Annotated in this window: 20 protein-coding genes and 1 tRNA gene; 6 read left to right on the top strand and 15 right to left on the bottom strand. The window is 70.5% G+C overall.

Features of this window, described 5'->3' with window-relative positions; all coding sequences use genetic code 11:
- Window positions 1-55: 55 nt before the first annotated feature.
- The 6 genes from BLQ34_RS04525 to BLQ34_RS04500 form a co-directional block, all read right to left on the bottom strand.
- Complete coding sequence (locus BLQ34_RS04525) at window positions 56-430, bottom strand: hypothetical protein (RefSeq protein ID WP_197674773.1); 375 nt, start codon at window positions 428-430, stop codon at window positions 56-58.
- A gap of 2 nt (window positions 431-432) precedes the next feature.
- The gene (locus BLQ34_RS04520; protein WP_091782071.1) at window positions 433-693 is read right to left on the bottom strand and encodes a DUF6295 family protein; all 261 of its coding nucleotides are present in this window, start codon (window positions 691-693) and stop codon (window positions 433-435) included.
- A gap of 1 nt (window position 694) precedes the next feature.
- Window positions 695-1,447, bottom strand: a complete 753-nt coding sequence (locus BLQ34_RS04515) for a dienelactone hydrolase family protein (RefSeq protein ID WP_091782068.1) — start codon at window positions 1,445-1,447, stop codon at window positions 695-697.
- A 176-nt stretch (window positions 1,448-1,623) separates the two neighbouring features.
- The gene (locus BLQ34_RS04510) at window positions 1,624-2,181 is read right to left on the bottom strand and encodes an NYN domain-containing protein (RefSeq protein WP_091782066.1); all 558 of its coding nucleotides are present in this window, start codon (window positions 2,179-2,181) and stop codon (window positions 1,624-1,626) included.
- Between the two features lie 9 nt (window positions 2,182-2,190).
- Window positions 2,191-3,249, bottom strand: coding sequence for a hypothetical protein (locus BLQ34_RS04505; protein ID WP_091782063.1), 1,059 nt, complete (start codon window positions 3,247-3,249; stop codon window positions 2,191-2,193).
- A complete protein-coding gene (locus BLQ34_RS04500) occupies window positions 3,242-3,454 on the bottom strand; it encodes a hypothetical protein (RefSeq protein ID WP_157692900.1) in 213 nt (70 codons plus the stop codon). Before BLQ34_RS04500 ends, BLQ34_RS04505 begins: the two co-directional genes overlap by 8 nt.
- A gap of 139 nt (window positions 3,455-3,593) precedes the next feature.
- Here BLQ34_RS04500 and BLQ34_RS04495 point away from each other — a divergent pair, with 139 nt between their 5' ends.
- Window positions 3,594-4,259 (top strand): hypothetical protein, encoded by a 666-nt coding sequence (locus tag BLQ34_RS04495; protein WP_157692899.1) that lies wholly within the window; start codon window positions 3,594-3,596, stop codon window positions 4,257-4,259.
- Window positions 4,260-4,275: 16 nt separating this feature from the next.
- On the opposite strand, the gene BLQ34_RS04490 is transcribed toward BLQ34_RS04495, so the two are convergent.
- The gene (locus BLQ34_RS04490) at window positions 4,276-5,181 is read right to left on the bottom strand and encodes a nuclease-related domain-containing protein (RefSeq protein ID WP_331712525.1); all 906 of its coding nucleotides are present in this window, start codon (window positions 5,179-5,181) and stop codon (window positions 4,276-4,278) included.
- A gap of 132 nt (window positions 5,182-5,313) precedes the next feature.
- On the opposite strand from BLQ34_RS04490, the gene BLQ34_RS04485 reads away from it, so the two are divergent.
- Entirely contained in the window at window positions 5,314-7,269 is a 1,956-nt protein-coding gene (locus BLQ34_RS04485; protein WP_231961442.1) for a glycosyltransferase family 4 protein, read from the top strand.
- Window positions 7,244-8,593, top strand: coding sequence for a nucleotide disphospho-sugar-binding domain-containing protein (locus BLQ34_RS04480; protein WP_091782051.1), 1,350 nt, complete (start codon window positions 7,244-7,246; stop codon window positions 8,591-8,593). Before BLQ34_RS04485 ends, BLQ34_RS04480 begins: the two co-directional genes overlap by 26 nt.
- 23 nt (window positions 8,594-8,616) lie before the next feature.
- Here BLQ34_RS04480 and BLQ34_RS04475 read toward each other — a convergent pair whose 3' ends face one another.
- From BLQ34_RS04475 to BLQ34_RS04440, 8 genes are all read right to left on the bottom strand, one after another.
- Window positions 8,617-9,234 carry a maleylpyruvate isomerase family mycothiol-dependent enzyme gene (locus tag BLQ34_RS04475; protein ID WP_091782048.1) on the bottom strand — a complete coding sequence of 206 codons (618 nt, stop codon included), beginning with the start codon at window positions 9,232-9,234 and terminating at the stop codon, window positions 8,617-8,619.
- Window positions 9,231-9,671, bottom strand: a complete 441-nt coding sequence (locus BLQ34_RS04470) for an SRPBCC family protein (protein WP_091782045.1) — start codon at window positions 9,669-9,671, stop codon at window positions 9,231-9,233. Before BLQ34_RS04470 ends, BLQ34_RS04475 begins: the two co-directional genes overlap by 4 nt.
- Entirely contained in the window at window positions 9,668-10,015 is a 348-nt protein-coding gene (locus BLQ34_RS04465; RefSeq protein WP_091782042.1) for an ArsR/SmtB family transcription factor, read from the bottom strand. Before BLQ34_RS04465 ends, BLQ34_RS04470 begins: the two co-directional genes overlap by 4 nt.
- A gap of 166 nt (window positions 10,016-10,181) precedes the next feature.
- On the bottom strand, window positions 10,182-10,349 hold the full coding sequence (locus BLQ34_RS04460; protein WP_157692898.1) for a Flp family type IVb pilin: 168 nt from the start codon (window positions 10,347-10,349) through the stop codon (window positions 10,182-10,184).
- A gap of 214 nt (window positions 10,350-10,563) precedes the next feature.
- Window positions 10,564-10,640: transfer RNA gene (locus tag BLQ34_RS04455), tRNA-Val, on the bottom strand.
- 106 nt (window positions 10,641-10,746) lie between these two features.
- Window positions 10,747-11,244: a TIGR02611 family protein gene (locus BLQ34_RS04450; protein WP_231961441.1), complete on the bottom strand. Its 498-nt coding sequence runs from the start codon at window positions 11,242-11,244 to the stop codon at window positions 10,747-10,749.
- The gene (locus BLQ34_RS04445) at window positions 11,241-12,086 is read right to left on the bottom strand and encodes an aminotransferase class IV (RefSeq protein WP_091782036.1); all 846 of its coding nucleotides are present in this window, start codon (window positions 12,084-12,086) and stop codon (window positions 11,241-11,243) included. Before BLQ34_RS04445 ends, BLQ34_RS04450 begins: the two co-directional genes overlap by 4 nt.
- A complete protein-coding gene (locus BLQ34_RS04440) occupies window positions 12,083-13,108 on the bottom strand; it encodes a chorismate-binding protein (RefSeq protein WP_091782033.1) in 1,026 nt (341 codons plus the stop codon). The genes BLQ34_RS04445 and BLQ34_RS04440 overlap by 4 nt, the downstream gene beginning before the upstream one ends.
- A 35-nt stretch (window positions 13,109-13,143) precedes the next feature.
- Between BLQ34_RS04440 and BLQ34_RS04435 the strand changes: the two genes are divergently transcribed.
- The 3 genes from BLQ34_RS04435 (at window position 13,144) to BLQ34_RS04425 (ending at window position 16,151) form a co-directional block, all read left to right on the top strand.
- Window positions 13,144-14,316: a CapA family protein gene (locus BLQ34_RS04435; protein ID WP_091782030.1), complete on the top strand. Its 1,173-nt coding sequence runs from the start codon at window positions 13,144-13,146 to the stop codon at window positions 14,314-14,316.
- A 90-nt stretch (window positions 14,317-14,406) separates the two neighbouring features.
- A complete protein-coding gene (locus BLQ34_RS04430; protein WP_091782027.1) occupies window positions 14,407-15,522 on the top strand; it encodes an LLM class flavin-dependent oxidoreductase in 1,116 nt (371 codons plus the stop codon).
- Window positions 15,519-16,151, top strand: coding sequence for an FMN reductase (locus BLQ34_RS04425; protein WP_091782024.1), 633 nt, complete (start codon window positions 15,519-15,521; stop codon window positions 16,149-16,151). The genes BLQ34_RS04430 and BLQ34_RS04425 overlap by 4 nt, the downstream gene beginning before the upstream one ends.
- Window position 16,152 lies beyond the last annotated feature (1 nt).

Below are 16,152 nucleotides of genomic sequence, written 5' to 3'. Positions count from 1 at the left end.
CTGCCGACAGGCGTCACCCGGGTTGCCGCCCATTGGGCGTGAGCGTCACCACACCTCACGCGCCCGGCCCTCCCGACGCGCCGTCCCGTTCGGCAGTGACGGTGGTGACCGGGTCGCCGAGGCGCACGGTCCCCGGGCGGCGCACCGCGGCATACACACCCGGGCAGTTGTTGGCGGTGCCCGTGACCTCGAGCTCGACTCCCCCGGCCAGCACGGTGCCGCCGATGGCGGCGGCCAGCTCGACGGGGGTGAGCGAGACGACGAGGTTCGCGCGCAGGTGGGGTGCGTCGTCCGCCTCGGCGACGACGTGCACCGCGGCCTTCTTGCGACGGTCGCCGGTGAGACCCTCGGTGTCGACCGCAGCCTCGTGGAGCACGCGGCCGGGCTCGCCCTTGACCGGGTAGACCGAGATCGCGGTCACCTCGGCCACCTTCACATCCCCTCCGGGGCGGACGCGAGGGCTTCCTCGATCGCCTGCACGAGGCGGGTGGCCGACTCACGGGTGAGCTCGACCGCGACCCGGGCGCCCGGTCCCCTGCTCGGGTCGGCGAGGTCGACGTTGAGGGTGTGCTCGGCCATCGCGTGCACGGGGTGGTCGTAGTAGACGGTCGCGTCGGTGACGTGGAACCACTGGCCACCGGGTCCCTTGGCGCTGCCGTCGACCTGCTCCGTCACGGTCGCGTAGGTGCACATGTCATTCCTCCAGTCCGCTGAGGTGGGTGTCGAAGAACGTGGCGATCCGCTCCCAGCCGTCGTTGGCGGCGGCCACGCGGTAGCCGGGCCGGTCGACCGCGAAGAACCCGTGGCCGGCGTCGTCGTAGGAGTGGAACTCGTGCGGCTTGTCGTGCCGTGTCAACAGGTCGTCGAGCGCCTCGACGTGCTCGGGGCTGGGCGTCTTGTCCTCCTTGCCGAAGAGTCCGAGGAGGGGTGCAGCCAGGTCGGGCAGCTGGTCGACGAGGTTGGTGACCTTGAGGGGGTAGTTGGCGGGCGGCTCCCCCGTGACGAAGGCCCCGTAGCAGTCGACCGCCGCGTCGAGGTCGAGGTGGCAGGCGGCCAGGACGGCCTGCCGGCCGCCCGAACAGTGGCCGATCACGCCCACCGAGCCGTTGCTGGTGTTGAGCGCACGCAGGTATGCCGCGGCCGCGCCCACGTCGGAGACCAGGCGGTCGTCAGGGACGCCGCCTCGCGCCCTGACCGTCGCGGCGGCGTCGGACGGCTCGGCGCCGGGCGCCTCACGGCTGTAGAGGTTCGGGCAGATCGCGTCGTAACCCAGTTCGGCGAACCGGCGCACCATCTCCTTGGTCGCGCGGTCATAGCCGGGCATGTGGTGGATGACCACCACCCCACCCCGTGTGTGCTCGCCGTCGGGACGGGCGAGGTAGGCCTCGAGGTCCGCACCGTCCGCGCCGGTCAGGGTGATGGTGGTCGCGCTGAGGGAGTCGCTCACCCTTCGGACCCTATGCCTGCGATGGCTCAACGCCCCTGACACCCGTCACGAGAGACCTCGCTCCACGCGATGTTTTCGCCGCGACAGGGCGCGGCCCACCTCCCCCACAGTCGATGGCGCCGGGCAATTGGTGTTCGGGTGCCTCCTGGACAGGCATGGACCGGCCTCCTGCGCCCCTAGAGGAACTGGGTCGGATCGAATTCATCGATGGGGATGATGCGGACGCGGGGCAGTCTCTCGGTGAAGGCCCGCATGTCGTATTCGAGATCAAAGGTTTCCAAACCCTGGTCGCGCAGTGCCGAAAAGGCGAGATTGCGGAACTCGACGAAGCCTGCGATGCCAACCCTGCGACCCTCGAGCAGGCCCTGGACCTGCTCGACGAAGTCCCCGTCATTGCTGACCAGGAGCACGTCCGCATCGCGACGGCGAAGTTCAACCAGGGTCCTCTGGATCGCGACATCCACGACTTTCACAGCGCTGTTCCCAGAAAGCGCAATCGGGCGGTAACCCATCGCGAGCAGGGCTTGCACGAAGGCCATCGGAAGCTCGCCATTCGCGGCGAGGTAGAAGAGACCATTCGCCGGCTGTCCCCACCGCTCACGCACGAACTCGAGAAGGCGTTCCCAACGGGGACGTTCCTCCGGGCGGGGACGCCGCCCCAACATCGAGCCCAAGGTGGCGTCGATGTTCTCCCCATCGACGAGAACGTACGTCGGGCGCGTCTCCTCGGGCATGGATCGAGGCTACGGGGTCTGAGCCGCGGAACCATCCGACGCGTGGGCGTACTCCTGCTCGAAGAATGGGTTTGCCGCAACCATCTCTGCGAGCCGCTTCCCGATGGCTCGTTCCTCGCGACTCGTCGTCGGGAGGTTGAGATGCAACTGCTCGTAGAGCTTGAACCGGTTGAGGTACAACCACGCTTCGCAGGCTTGACCGTAGGCATGGGCCGCGGAAAGAGCGCCCCGGTAGGAGATCCACGTGGCCGCGTACGGGACGAACGACAGAAGCACCCAGGCGCCGTGCGGCCACAGGGCAAGGGCGGTCACGCCCGCGCAGAATGCCCCCACCCCGGTCATCCGCACGGCGAGGTCAAGCTCTTGGCGTTGATCCTGGACATACGCAGTGTGCGACGGTTCGGCCACCAGTCCGATGTACGTGGTCCAGTTCAGTAGCGGAAGTCCGACAGCCACCCCGCCACGCGACTCGTACGCGCGGAGGACGTTTCCCAGCCGGGTCGGCAGGACAGTGGCCGGGTTCCTCGGATACGACGCCACGACCGCGCCGCTCGCCGACGTGATGAGCATGTGGCGAAGAGTCTCCGCGGGGTCAGGCGGTGCGGAAGGACCGCTGGGCTCACCGGAGGTGGGCGCGCTGGGCGGGGGTGGCGGCGGGAGGCCGGACGATGCCGTTGCCGATGCCACGGGGTTGTAGGCCTTGTGCATGGCGTTCGCCGCCGCTCGGCGTCTTGCGTGCACGGCCGCACGCCGATGCGCGAGCGCTATCCCCGGACGTGACAGGCCCCAATACCCCTCCAGCAGCTGGATGAGGACGAATTGGATGGGGTGGGTGACCACAGCAAGCACCAGTGCGAACGCGATCAGTGCGACAGCGTGGCTGGGCTGCTTGACCGGGTTCACATCCTTCAACCTGCCCAGGTCGATGACGTCCGTCCACGGCTGGAGGACCGCGAGCAGATAGAGCCAGGCCGCCGCGATCAGCGACGGGATGGTGGAGACGACGCCGAAGTACTTCCCGATCGTCGACGTCGTGCCGAGGGTGGGGTCGCTGGGGATGTCAGGCATCCCGGTTCGCGGCCGAGTCCTCAGCGGCCTGGCTCACGTGCGAGAACCACTCGCGCGGGGTGAAGTGGCCGTCTACGCAGGCCGAGGCGTCGTCGAAGTGCTCGACGAAGCTCTGTCCACAGTCTCCGCAGAACCAGGTCCCGTTGCTCGCGGCAGGAAGATGCCGGGCGGCGCTGGTGGCCAGCGCGGCGTCAAGACCAGGCATGCCATGCCTTGGCTGGTCCCCACCCATGGGCCCCTCCACTTGAGTCGTCGCCCGATCCTGTAGTCCCCACCCGTTGTCTCGAATCACGGTACGGCGTGTTGAGCCTCTAGAGAAGGGTCTGAGCGCGACCATGAATGCCATGGCGGCGGGGCAGACTCCCCCTTCGGCGGCGAGCACGGGGACGCCGCCTCCCCCCGCATTGACTCAGCCGGATCAGGACAGCCACCCCGAGCTTCCGCAAAGCGACTTCCGGCGCTCGGTCTGGATCTGGCCTTCTGCGTTGGTCAGCCTGCTGGCTATCGGCGTCTCGGTATGGGGTGCCGGCTTCGGCGCCGTCGCGATCGCAGTGGTGTGCGCTTGGGTCGGATGGGTGCTCTTCCGAGAGCTCCGACCGACGAGTTCCTGGGCAGTCCCCGTTGCCGCGGGCCTGGTCTGCGGTGTGCTCGTGTGGCTTGTCTGCCTGCACCAATCGGCGTGGATCTTCGCCAAGAGCAACGGCGTTGGCATCACCAGCACGACGTCGCCGAAGGGCTCTGGACCGACCTGTCCTACGCAGGCCCTGCGCACGGTGACAGGGACGAACACGGCGCTGTTGGCCGCCGAGCTGCGAGGCCTTCCCGCGGGCGCGCAGGTCACTGCCGAGGCATCCAGCCGGAGCAAGCCCTTGGCGGTCGTCACCGCGTTCGCCGACGACAAGGGTGTAGCCCACGTCGCGTTCACGGTGAGCGTCGCCGCGGCTGATCCGGTGGCTGTCCGCGCCGAAGCGCGGGTGTCCACAACTGTCGTCCTGACCTGTGCTTGGTGACCTGAAGGCACGACGCTCAGGCCCGCGGTAGTGCCCGCGCCAGCTGACGGTGCAGGTCCGCGACCGACTCCGGTGTCAGCGCGCCGGAGGCTTGGAGCTGCGGGTAGAGCTTCTTGGGCCAGACGACCTGGACATCTCGGGTGGTGAAGCTGCCGCCGATGAGCGGCCAATCGGCTTCGACGAAGCAGAGCACTCCGCGAACCGGCACCTCGTCGCCGACCACGCCGCGGACCACCTGGACCTGTTTCAGCACGCCATCGACCAGCTTGGTGCAGTCACGTCGACCGACCAGGAGCCTCTCCACGCGCGGCCGCAGGATGCCGCCCTCAACCTTGAGCTGCGGACGCCCCTTGTACTTCTTGGCGTCGACGACCCAGATGCCACTGGCCGTGACGGCGAGGTGGTCGATGTTCGCCGTCGACCCGGGGATCCGGCGATCGTGCAGGAGGTTCACGGTGTCAGAGCCCAGCCTGTCCAGTCCTCGCCCCAGCCGCTCCTCCCCCACCGCGCCCGTGTCCCACGCCTTCGTGGACTGCCGCTCGTCCCCCAGCGCGAGGATCAGTCCCGCCAAGCGAGGATGCTCCGACCGGACGCGCGCCTCAGCCTTGGCCCGGCGTCGCTCGTACTCGCGACGGGCCGACGCTCCGGCCGTTCCCGACTCGACGGCCAGCGACTCCGACCGCGTTTCGAACTGAGGCTCGGGCTCGGGGTCGGGGTCGGGGTCGGGCTCGGGCTGCGGCTCGGGCGCAGCGCGGGGCGGTGCGACGGACTCGACCTCGTCGTCCAGGTGCGAGAGGCAGCGCACCGAGGTGGTTCGTCTCTCGTACACAGCCCTGGCCCCCGGTGGGAGGTGGGCTCCGCACCGACGGCACGTGCCGGCATACCGCAGCCGCATGACCTTCTCGTCCGCCCCCTCGTCCACGCTCGCACGGTACGTCGCAGGGGGTCGGCAAGGTGCCGAAAGGCCTGGAAGGGGTCGTCACCACCAACTCCCGGCATGGCCGTGCCCCACGTTTGTCTAGGGTCTGTCGAAGGTTGTGCTTACCATTCGTGCGTGACCTCCACGCTCGCCACGACGACGCTCGACGGACTCGACTCCGTCCGGCGCGCGTCCACCCTCCTGGACGCGATCCAGCTGCTCGAGCCGCTGATGGCGCAGGTCCGGGCCGACGGCGAGTCCGCACTGTGGGACCTGCGGGTAGCCATCGACGACGACGGCGACCAGGTGACGGCCATCCTCGCCGTGCACGCCGCGGCCGCCGGCGGGAGACACCTGGTGGCCACGCTCGTCGAACCACTGCTGACCTCGCCCGTGCCGTACCTGCGCGAGCACGCCGTCTGGGCACTACGTCGCTGTCAGCCACTGCCTGACGTCGTCGGCACCCTGCACGGGATCGCCCGGGACGGCGGCTTCATCGGGATGCTTGCCGAGATGACCCTCGAGACGTGGGGGCTGTTGGAGCCCGACGTGCCCAGCCGGCCTGATCACGAGCCGCTCCTGCCGCCTGTCCGGCACCACGCCCCGTCCGGCCTGACGGTGGCACAGCTGTTCCTGCACGCCGACATCGACGGGAGCCTGCGCCACGCGGGGAAGGGCGACACCGGTGGCATCGCGACCCTGCTGGTCCAGCTGGGCGACGCACTCGTCGCAGATCCGCGGGTGGCCCGGGTCGTGACCCTGTCGCGCAGCGCCGGGGAGGGCGGGCGCACAGCCACCGCCACCGCCACCGCCACCGCCACCGCCACCGAGGGTGACCACGGCGACAGGTCCAGCGAGCTGGCGACGCCGGGTCATCACTACCTCGGCCTGTCGCTTCCCGGTCCCCTTCGGTCGGCCGCCGACTCCTGGCCGTTGCGCCGGTCCGTCCGGCAGGAGGTCCGACGCGCCCTCGCAGAGGCGGCCCCGGTCGACGTCCTGCACCTGCGAATGGCCGACGTCGGCTCCTGGGCAGCCGCCGAGGTAGCGCGCGAGCTGGGCGTGCCCACCGTCCTCACCCTCGCGCCCGACCCGCACGCGCTGATCGCCGCACGTGAGGCGTCGGGAGAGCTGACCCGGGCCAATTTCGGCGAGGCTGACCACGCCGAGCACCTCGTCTTCCGGGTGCTCCTGCTGCGTGGGCTCGCCACAGCGGCGGCCAAGCTCGTCGCCCTCCCCAGACCGCACCTGGACCGCGACCTGAGCCAGCTCCTGCACCTCGACCCGGACGACGGGGGCCGTCCGGTCGTTGTCCCCGAGGGCATCGACCTGGCCCCGGTCGACCGAGCGGCCCGCGAGGTCGCAGCGGCGGCCCTGGGCGAGGACGTCTCTCCTGCCGTCGGTGCCGCGTTGGCAGACCTCGACCAGCTGCTGTCCGCCCTGCCCGCCGAGCGCCGCGGGCTCCCCGTCGCGATCACCGTCGGGCGGCTGCACCGGGTGAAGGGCATGGCTTCGCTCGTCGAGGCGTGGGCGTCTGACCCGACGTTGTCCGGACGGTGCAACCTGCTCATGGTGGGGGGTGACCTGCGCGACCCCTCCCCTGACGAGGCCGAGCAGCTGGCACGCATCGACTCGACGGTCCCCCGTGCCGGGGCCGCCGCGCGCGGTCTGCTGCAGGCCGGCCACCGCCCCAACGGCGTGGTCGCCACCTGGCTCGCCGCCGTCCTGGCCGGACGAAGGGGCCTCAGCGCACCTGGTGGCGTGTATGTCTCCGCAAGCCTCAAGGAGGAGTTCGGGATCGCCATCCTCGAGGCGCTGGCCTCCGGTTTGGTCGTGGTCGCCCCCGACAGTGGTGGCCCCGCCACCTACATCGAGCACGGGATCACCGGGCTCCTCGTGGACACCACGTCGCGCGGGGCCCTGGCCGACACCGTGCTGGCAGCGCTGGACCGGGCCGCCGCCCCGGACGCGCAGGTCCGCGCCCAGCACGCGAGGGACCTCGTGGCCGACCGGTTCGGGATCAGCACCATGGCCTCGGCGCTTGCCGACATCTACACGGAGGTCAGCCGTGACGCTGCTCGTCATCAGTCCTGACTACGCCTCGCACCTGCTCCCCCTCGCGACCATCGCCGGCGCATGGGCCGAGGCCGGGGAGCGCGTCGTCGTCGCCACCGGTCCCGCGACCGACGGGATCGTCCGGCGGTTCGGGTTCGAGCGGGCGGAGCTCTCACTGGGTCGCGGGTCCAACCCCGGCGTCATCCGCGCGGAGGACCAACCCCGCGGTGAGGACGAGGCGTTGCGCGGGTTCTTCGAGGCCACCCGCCTCGGTCCCGTACCGACGTTGGCGTTTCAGGCCGCCGCGCGTCGCGACGACCTTCTGTGGGAGCCGCAGCGCGTCGCTCGCGAGGTGCAGTACCTGGTGGACCGCGTGGGGCCCGACCAGGTCATCGTGGACCACCTGGCCTTCACTGCGCGGATCGGGCTGACCGCTGCGCGGACGCCGTACGCCGACGTCGTCCTCGGGCACCCTTCGGCCCTGACGGTCGCCGGTGAGGTGTACGGCTACCCACCTGCGTGGCCGCAGGCGCTCCGCCCCGACCCGGCCGACCTGACGGCCCTCCGTCAGCAGTGCGAGGTGGTGCGCGACGCATTCACGGAACAGTGGAACGCCGCTCTGACCGATCTCGATCCCGGGGCGGGGGCGAGCCAGGACGCCTTTGCCGAGACCGGCGACGTCCTCCTCCTCAACTACCCCGAGCAGCTGCACCCGCCCCAGCGGACTGCCTTGCTCCCCCGGCACGCGTTCCTCGGGTCCTCGGTCCGGGTCGAGGAGCCCGACGACGAGGTCGAGGCCTGGCTCGCGCGTGGTGACGCCCCGATCGTCTACGTGAGCCTCGGCAGCTTCCTGTCCGTGCGGTCGGACGTGCTGTCCCGGATCGCCGAAGCCCTGCGTGGTGTCGAGGTCAGGGTCGCCCTCGCAGCCGGCTCGACCCCTCCCGAGCAGCTCGGGCCGATCCCCTCGTCGTGGCTGGTCCGTCGCGAGCTCCCCCAGGTCACGATCCTGGAGGCAGCCGCGCTGGCCGTGTCGCACGGTGGCAACAACAGCGTCACCGAGGCGATGACTGCCGGGGTTCCGCTGCTCCTGCTACCCCTGTCGACCGACCAGTTCGCTGGTGCGGCCGCGATCGAAACCGCTGGTCTGGGGAAAGTCCTCGATGCCAACGCGGCCACCCCGGCTGAGCTCCGGACGGCTGCCGAGCAGCTGCTGACCATGCCTGCGGAGGCGGCAGATCGGCTGGCCAGGCTGTCGGAGGACCTGACTCGCACCCCGGGACCCCAACGCGCCCGCTCAGCGTTCTGGGCCAGTCGCGCCGGGATCCGCCACTCGGCCACCGACCGCGCCACACGGCATACCTGAGCGGCTGGCTCCGACGCGAGCGGCTATGAACGAGCAGTGGCGCCGACCTTGGCGAGCCGCTGGCCATCAGGCAGCGTCCGGCCGCTCACGAGCGTCACCAGTCGACCGCTGTCGGTCCGGATGACCTCGCCAGCGCCCCAGCTCCAGTCGAGGTCGGTGGCCTCGAGCCGCACCTCGGCGAGGTCGACCCCGAACCACCCGCCCTGTGCCGCAACGATCCTCTCGAGCACCGACACCACAGCCTCGGTCGGCGCCACGGTGGGCCGGTCGAGCGCGACGGTCACGTCCAACGAGTGGATGACGGCGTGGCTCACCGCGCCATCGGCACCGCCGCCGGGCGGCTCCCACGTGTGGAGACGCGGCGACCGGAGCTGGGCGACGAGGGTGCCGACGGGCAGCGCGGCGTCTCGCGCAGCCACTGTGTTGGACATGGTCGAGAAGTCGCCGCGGGCGGCGGCCATCTCGGCGCCGAAGGCCTCAGGGGTGAGCCGGACAGGCATGGTGACGTGAGCAACCACGTGGCGCACCTGCCACTCCTCGCACAGCGACGGCGAGTCCCACACCTCGTCTGCCGAAGCGAGCAGGTCGGCCAGCGACGTGTAGGTCGTCGCCACCCAGGAGTGGGCATCGAGGTCGGTCATGATCGGTCTCCCAGCGTGAGGTGGACGAGGTGCTGCTCGAGCTTGTCGAGTGAGGTCAGGAAGCCGGCACGGGCCTCGGGGGCACGCATCGCCTCGGGCACGTTGCGCTGGTGGATGACGACCTCGGTGGTGCCGTCGCCCCGGTCGTGCAGGGTGCTGGTGGTCTCCACCCCACTGACCGGCTCGACCCACGCGAGCCGTTCGGGGCGCACGACCTCGGTGAAGGTGGCCACCATCCGGTGGCTGGCGTGCTCACCCTGCATCAGGGTCTCGAAGCGCCCGCCCGGGTGGAGCTCGACGACGATGCCCTCGACCGGTGTCGTCATGCCGCTGGGACCCCAGAACTGCGCCAGCTCGGCGGGCTCGGTGAGGCAGCGCCAGACCAGCTCGCGCGGCGCGCGGAAGACCCTCCGGTAGACCAGCTCGTCGGGGTTCACCGGTCGTCACCGTCCTGCAGCCGGGCCAGGTGGGTGTCGAGGCGGTCCATGCGCTCCGACCACACTCGTCGGCTCTCCTCGATCCACGAGAGCGCGGTCTCGAGCGCCGCCGGTTCGAGCCGGCACGGCCGGCTCTGGCGGTGTCGGGTGCGACTGACCAACCCGGCTCGCTCGAGCACCCGGATGTGCTGCGACACCGCCTGCATGGTCATCGCGTACGGCTCGGCCAGCTCCTTGACGGTCGCCTCACCCGACCCGAGCCGTTGCACGATGTCGCGTCTGGTCGGGTCGGCGAGTGCCGTGAAGACGGTGTCGAGCCGGGTCGCGTCGAGAGCGGTTGGCATCCCGATACTCAAGCAGTTGCTTGATCAAGCGTCAACTAGAGAGACGTGGCGCCACCCGTCCCGACCGCCATCAGGCGCTCGGACGGTGACCATCGGGCTCGGACGCGACAACGCCCGTCCGGGTCTGGAGCCCCCCTCGGACACCAGACCCGGACGGGCGCCGGGATCAGACGCTGTTGGCAGTCCTGTCGAAGATGCCGGAGAGGTTCGTGCCGAGGGCGGCCACGGCGACGATGATGATGATGGCGATGAGGGCGACCATCAGGCCGTACTCCACGGCGGTGGCGCCGCGCTCGTTGAGGGCCGCCTGGAACTTGACGATGTACTTGGTCATGGGAGCTTCCATCCTGCTAAGAGTGAGACCGATGGAAGGAGAGTGACAGACGTCGATGCAGCCGCCGTCGTCCTGATGAAGTAGATCGTCGATGCAGTTGCGCGAGCACGAGAGCGTTTGCCATCGCGATGCCGTGGAACGCCCGCGGAGCCGCGGTGACCTGCAGTTTGGCGACTCGGACCGGAGGATCCCGGCGGTCGGGGCAGTTGACCTGTGGTGGACGTGAAGGGACTCGAACCCCTGACCTCTCGCGTGTGAAGCGAGCGCTCTAACCAGCTGAGCTACACGTCCGTCACCCTCGTCACGGCGGTGACTCTCGGGCCTGCCGAGGATAGCCGGATCGGGCACGCGACGTGAAATCGGCCCCCGCCACGCCGACACCCCCGCGAAACCGGGCTCAGAGACCCGGCAGCTGCTTGATCCGGTCCTCGACGGCATCGGGGAAGAAGCCAGGCACACCCGACACCAGGAACAGCCCGTAGAAGATGGCCAGCACGAGGGCCAGCGTCACGAGTCCGACCAGGCCCTTGAACCACAGCGGCTTCGGCGCCAGCCACTGGGTCCAGTCGTGGAGCCGGGCCTTGGCCCAGTCGAGCAGGCGCTGGGCCGGCTCGAACTCCGACCCCAGGATCGCGATCCCCGCAAAGACGATCAGCCAGCCCGGACCCGGCAGCGGCACCAGGGCCAGCCCCACGATCGCGATGGCCAACCCGAGGACGATCACCACCACCCGGTAGATCGGGTAGATGGCCGGGTTGGAGCGGATCCGCCGCCGCCACTCCCAGTCCTCGTCCTTCATCAGCTCGTCCGACGCCACCCGACCGCTGCGCTGGTCGTCCTGGTCGTGCTGGTCGTCCTGGTCCTGGTCGGAGGGCACGCCGGGTCGCTCGCTCACGGGTCCATCCGTTCCACGGCGAGCCGGGCGAACACCGCCGCGGCCCGAGCCGTCACCGGCCCGGGCTCGAGCCGCCGGTCGTCGACGCCATGGATGGCCAGCACGTCCTTGGTGCTGCTGGTGATGAACACCTCGTCAGCCGTCCGGAGCACGTCCAGCGGCAGCGCCTCCTCGCGGACGGCCAGTCCGTCCTCGAGGCACCACTCGATGGTCACCTCGCGGGTGATCCCGGCCAGACAGCCGGAGTCCAGCGGCGGGGTCAGGATCGTCCCGTCCACCACGACGAAGATGTTGGAGCCGGTGCACTCGCACAGCTCGCCGCGAGTGTTCGCGAAGACCGCCTCGATCGCCCCACGCTCCTTCGCGTACGCGAGCGCGACCACGTTCTCGGCATACGACGTGGTCTTGAGGCCGGCCACGGCGGACCGCTCGTTGCGCGTCCACGGCACCACCGCGACCGCGGCACTCGCGGGCGGGCGTGGCTGGGCGCCGGCGGTGACGATGTAGGTGAGTGGGCTGTCGTCGCGGTCGGAGCCGAGCGGCCCGGCCCCACCGGTCACCGAGTAGCGCAGTCGGCCGAACTCGATCGGCTCCCCCGCCTCGAGCACCGCCTTGGCTCCCTGGGCGATGTAGTCGTGGTCGGCCGCCGGGAGCCCCAACCCAGCCAGCGTGCGGTCGAGCCGCCGCGCGTGCCGCGTCGCCGCGAACACCTGGCCACGGTCGACCTTGGCCGTCTCGAACGCCCCGTCACCCACGGTCACCCCGTGGTCCAGCGCCGTGATCGACGGCTCGTCGACCTCGGTCAGTCGACCGTTGACCCACACCCGCGGCTCGTTGCTCATGCCTCCACCCTTCCAGACGCCAGTCCCACGAGACGTCGGGATTTCACCTGAGTCTCCACCCATTCCTGCTCAGGGTCGGAGCCCCACGTGATGCCGGCCCCGGTGCCGAACCTCAGCCACCGTCGCCCCTCACCATCCCGTTCAGCCCAGAACGAGCGGATGCCCACGGCGAGTTCCGCCGTGCCCGTGTCGGCGTCGAGCCAGCCGATCGCCCCGCAGTACGGGCCGCGCGGCACCGGCTCCAGGTCGGCGATCGCCTGCAGCGCCGTGTGCTTGGGCGCCCCCGACACCGACCCCGGCGGAAACGTCGCCGCCATCACCGCGCCCCAGCCGACCCCAGGACGCAGCTGCCCCGACACGGCCGACACCAGGTGCACCAGGCCCGGGTGCTCTTCCGGTCGACAGAGGTGCTCGACCTGCACGGTCCCCTCTCGGCAGACGTGCGAAAGGTCGTTGCGCACCAGGTCGACGATCATCACGTTCTCCGCGTAGTCCTTCGGCAGCATGGCCTCCAGGCTGGTCGCGGTTCCCTTGATCGGCCGCGACTCCAGTCGGTCCCCGTCGCGGAGCAGGAACGCCTCGGGGCTCGCGCAGACCACGTCGAGACCCGCGGACGGCACCACGATCCGCCCGGCGTGCGGCGCCGGGTTGCCCCGCTCGAGCAGACGTGCCAGCCCGTCGAGGTCCGCGTCGTCGGACAGCTCGTGCGAGACCACCCGGCAGAGGTTCACCTGGTAGACGGTGCCCGCGGCGATCCGCTCGCGGACCTCCGCCACCCCGGCGAGGTATGCCGCGTGGTCCAGGCTCGTCGCCCACGCACCTGCCAGCGGCGACCAGGGCGTGACGGGCGGGGCGGCGGCCTGGCGGTCGACGTCGGCGAAGCGGACGGCGGTCACGGCGCCCTCGAACTCGGCCACGACGGCCCAGAACCCGCGTTCGATGGACTCGAGGTCGTGCCGGACCTCGACCGGGCGGGTGGCCAGGACGGTGCCGAACCTCGCGTGCCCCGTCGCCGCCTCCACGATGGCGATCCTAGGCCGACCTAGACTGCCCGATCATGCGCCCTCTCACCCCTGCTGTGGCTGCTGCTGCGGTGGTCCCGGCACTGGTGCTGGCGCTGGCCGGCTGCCAGGACGCCGCACCCTCCGCGTCGCCCACCACGAGCGGGGTCGGCCCGACGTCGACCACGACCGGAGCCCCGACGACGACCGGCCCGTCGACAACCGGCCCGTCGACGACCACCACCACCGCGACCTCCGCGCCATCGGACCCCGACACCCTGACCATGGCGTTCGCCGGTGACGTCCACTTCGAGGACTACGTCGCCCCGCTGGCGCGGGACCCGCACGGGCTCGACGAGCTGCAGACCTCGCTGGGTGTCGCTGACCTGGCGATGGTCAACCTCGAGACGGCGATCACCCAGCGCGGCACCAAGATCGGCAAGGAGTTCCACTTCCGCGCCCCCGCCTCGGCCCTCGTGACCATCAAGAACGCCGGCATCGACGCGGTCAGCATGGCGAACAACCACGGGGTCGACTACGGGCCGGTCGGGTTGCAGGACACCCTCGCCGCGAAGAAGACCAGCCCGATCCCGATCGTGGGCATCGGCAAGGACGAGGACGAGGCCTTCGCCCCAGCGATCCTCGAGGCCAAGGGGCTGGAGGTTGCCGTGTTCGGGGCGTCCGAGGTCTTCGAGATGACGTTGGCCCGCTACTCGGCCGGCCCCGGCAAGGGCGGGATCGCCAGCGCCTCCCCCATCACCCGGCTGCGCAACGCCGTGAGCAAGGCTGCCGCCAAGTACGACGTCGTCGTCGTCTTCCTGCACTGGGGACTCGACTACCAGAAGTGCGCCGACCCCCTCTCGGTGCAGACGGCGCAGGCCCTCGAGCAGGCCGGGGCGGACATCATCGTCGGCGGCCACTCCCACCGGGTGAACGGCGGTGGCTGGCTGGGCCGCTCCTACGTCGACTACGGGTTCGGCAACTTCGTCTGGTGGCGCAGCCACGAGCCCGACTCACGCTCCGGCGTCCTCACCGTCTCGGTCGACGTGAAGGCAGCGAAGGGCACCAGGCGCAGTACCCGCAGCGTGGTGCGCAAGGGGGTCTGGACGCCGATGCTGGTCGGCGCCGACGGCATACCCAGGGAGCCGGGAGCTGCCGACAGCGCACGGCTCCTGGCGCTGTGGAAGCAGGCCGCGACGTGCTCGGGCCTGGCGGCCAAGCCCGAGTGACGAGACGGGCGGCTGGGGGCGGAATGAAACCACCCGCCCCACCGTTCGAGTAGTTGAAATTGAAACTACCTACCCAGGAGCGCGAGCGAGATGCAGTTCGGGATCTTCACCGTCGGCGACGTCACCACCGACCCGACCACCGGCACGACCGTGAGCGAGAACGAGCGGATCAAGCAGACCGTTGCCCTCGCCCAGCTCGCCGAGCAGGTCGGCCTCGACGTCTTCGCGACCGGTGAGCACCACAACCCGCCGTTCGCGGCGCCGGCCAACCCGACGGTCCTGCTGGCCCACGTCGCGGCCAGGATCGAGCGACTGGTCCTGTCCACCTCGACGACGCTGATCACCACCAACGACCCGGTCCGCCTCGCCGAGGACTACGCCTACCTGCAGCACCTCGCCGACGGTCGCATCGACCTGATGATGGGGCGCGGCAACACCGGTCCGGTGTACCCGTGGTTCGGCAAGGACATCCGCGACGGCATCCCGCTCGCGGTCGAGAACTACGCGCTGCTGCGGCGGCTCTGGACCGAGGAGAACGTCACCTGGGAAGGCAAGTACCGCAGCCCGCTGCAGTCCTTCACCTCGACGCCTCGGCCCCTCGACGGCATCGCACCGTTCGTCTGGCACGGCTCGATCCGCAGCCCCGAGATCGCGGAACAGGCCGCCTACTACGGTGACGGCTTCTTCCACAACAACATCTTCTGGCCGATGAGCCACACCAAGCAGATGGTGTCACTCTACCGCCGGCGGTTCGCCCACTACGGCCACGGCAGCGCCGACCAGGCCATCGTCGGCCTCGGCGGGCAGGTGTTCATGCGGGCCAACAGCCAGGACGCGGTGCGCGAGTTCCGCCCCTACTTCGACAACGCGCCCGTCTACGGTCACGGCCCGTCGATGGAGGACTTCACCCGCGAGACGCCACTCACCGTCGGCTCGCCCCAGCAGGTGATCGAGCGGTATGCCGCGATGGCCGACTCCGTCGGCGACTACCAGCGCCAGCTGTTCCTCATCGACCACGCCGGTCTCCCCCACAAGACCGCGATGGAGCAGGTCGAGCTGCTCGGCACCCAGGTGGTGCCCGAGCTCCGCAAGATCGCCGCGGCCCGCAAGCCAGCCCACGTGCCCGACGCCCCGACGCACGCCAGCCGGCTCGCCGCAGCGGTGTCCGCCACGCACGAGGACGCCGACCTGGAGGTCACCCGATGAGCACCCGACGCATCGTGGTCGTCCAGGCCGGTCTCGGTCAGCCGAGCAGCACCCGGCTGCTCGGCGACCGGCTGGGCGCGGCCACGACGGACGCCCTCCTGGAGCGCGGCGACGAGGCCGAGGTGGTGACCGTCGACCTGCGCGAGCACGCGCACGCGCTGGCCGATGCCCTGCTCACCGGGTTCGCGACCGGCGCGCTCCGCCAGGCCCTTGACGAGGTCCGCGACGCCGACGCGGTCATCGCGGTGACGCCGGTCTTCCAGGCGTCCTACAGCGGGCTCTTCAAGACCTTCATGGACGTCCTCGACGACGGCGCGCTGCGCGGCACCCCGGTGCTGATGGCGGCGACGGCCGGGACGGCCCGGCACTCCCTGGTGCTCGAGCACGCGATGCGACCGATGTTCGCCTACCTCAAGGCAGTCACGGTCCCCACCGCGGTGTTCGCGGCGTCCGAGGACTGGGGCACCGGCGGCGCCGGCGGTGCCACCAGCTCCGGCTCCGGTCTCTCGGGCCGGATCGCCATCGCGGCCGGCGAGCTGGCCGACCTGCTCACCGGGCGCCCGGCCCGGGTCGAGCGACCCGACGAGTTCGCCGACCCGGTGCCGTTCGAGCAGCTGCTCGGCCACTGAC

The sequence above is a fragment of the Pedococcus dokdonensis genome (assembly GCF_900104525.1).
Taxonomy (GTDB): Bacteria; Actinomycetota; Actinomycetes; order Actinomycetales; family Dermatophilaceae; genus Pedococcus; species Pedococcus dokdonensis.
The sequence above is the reverse complement of the archived record's forward strand: the minus strand, read 5'-3'. Positions and strand labels throughout refer to the sequence as shown.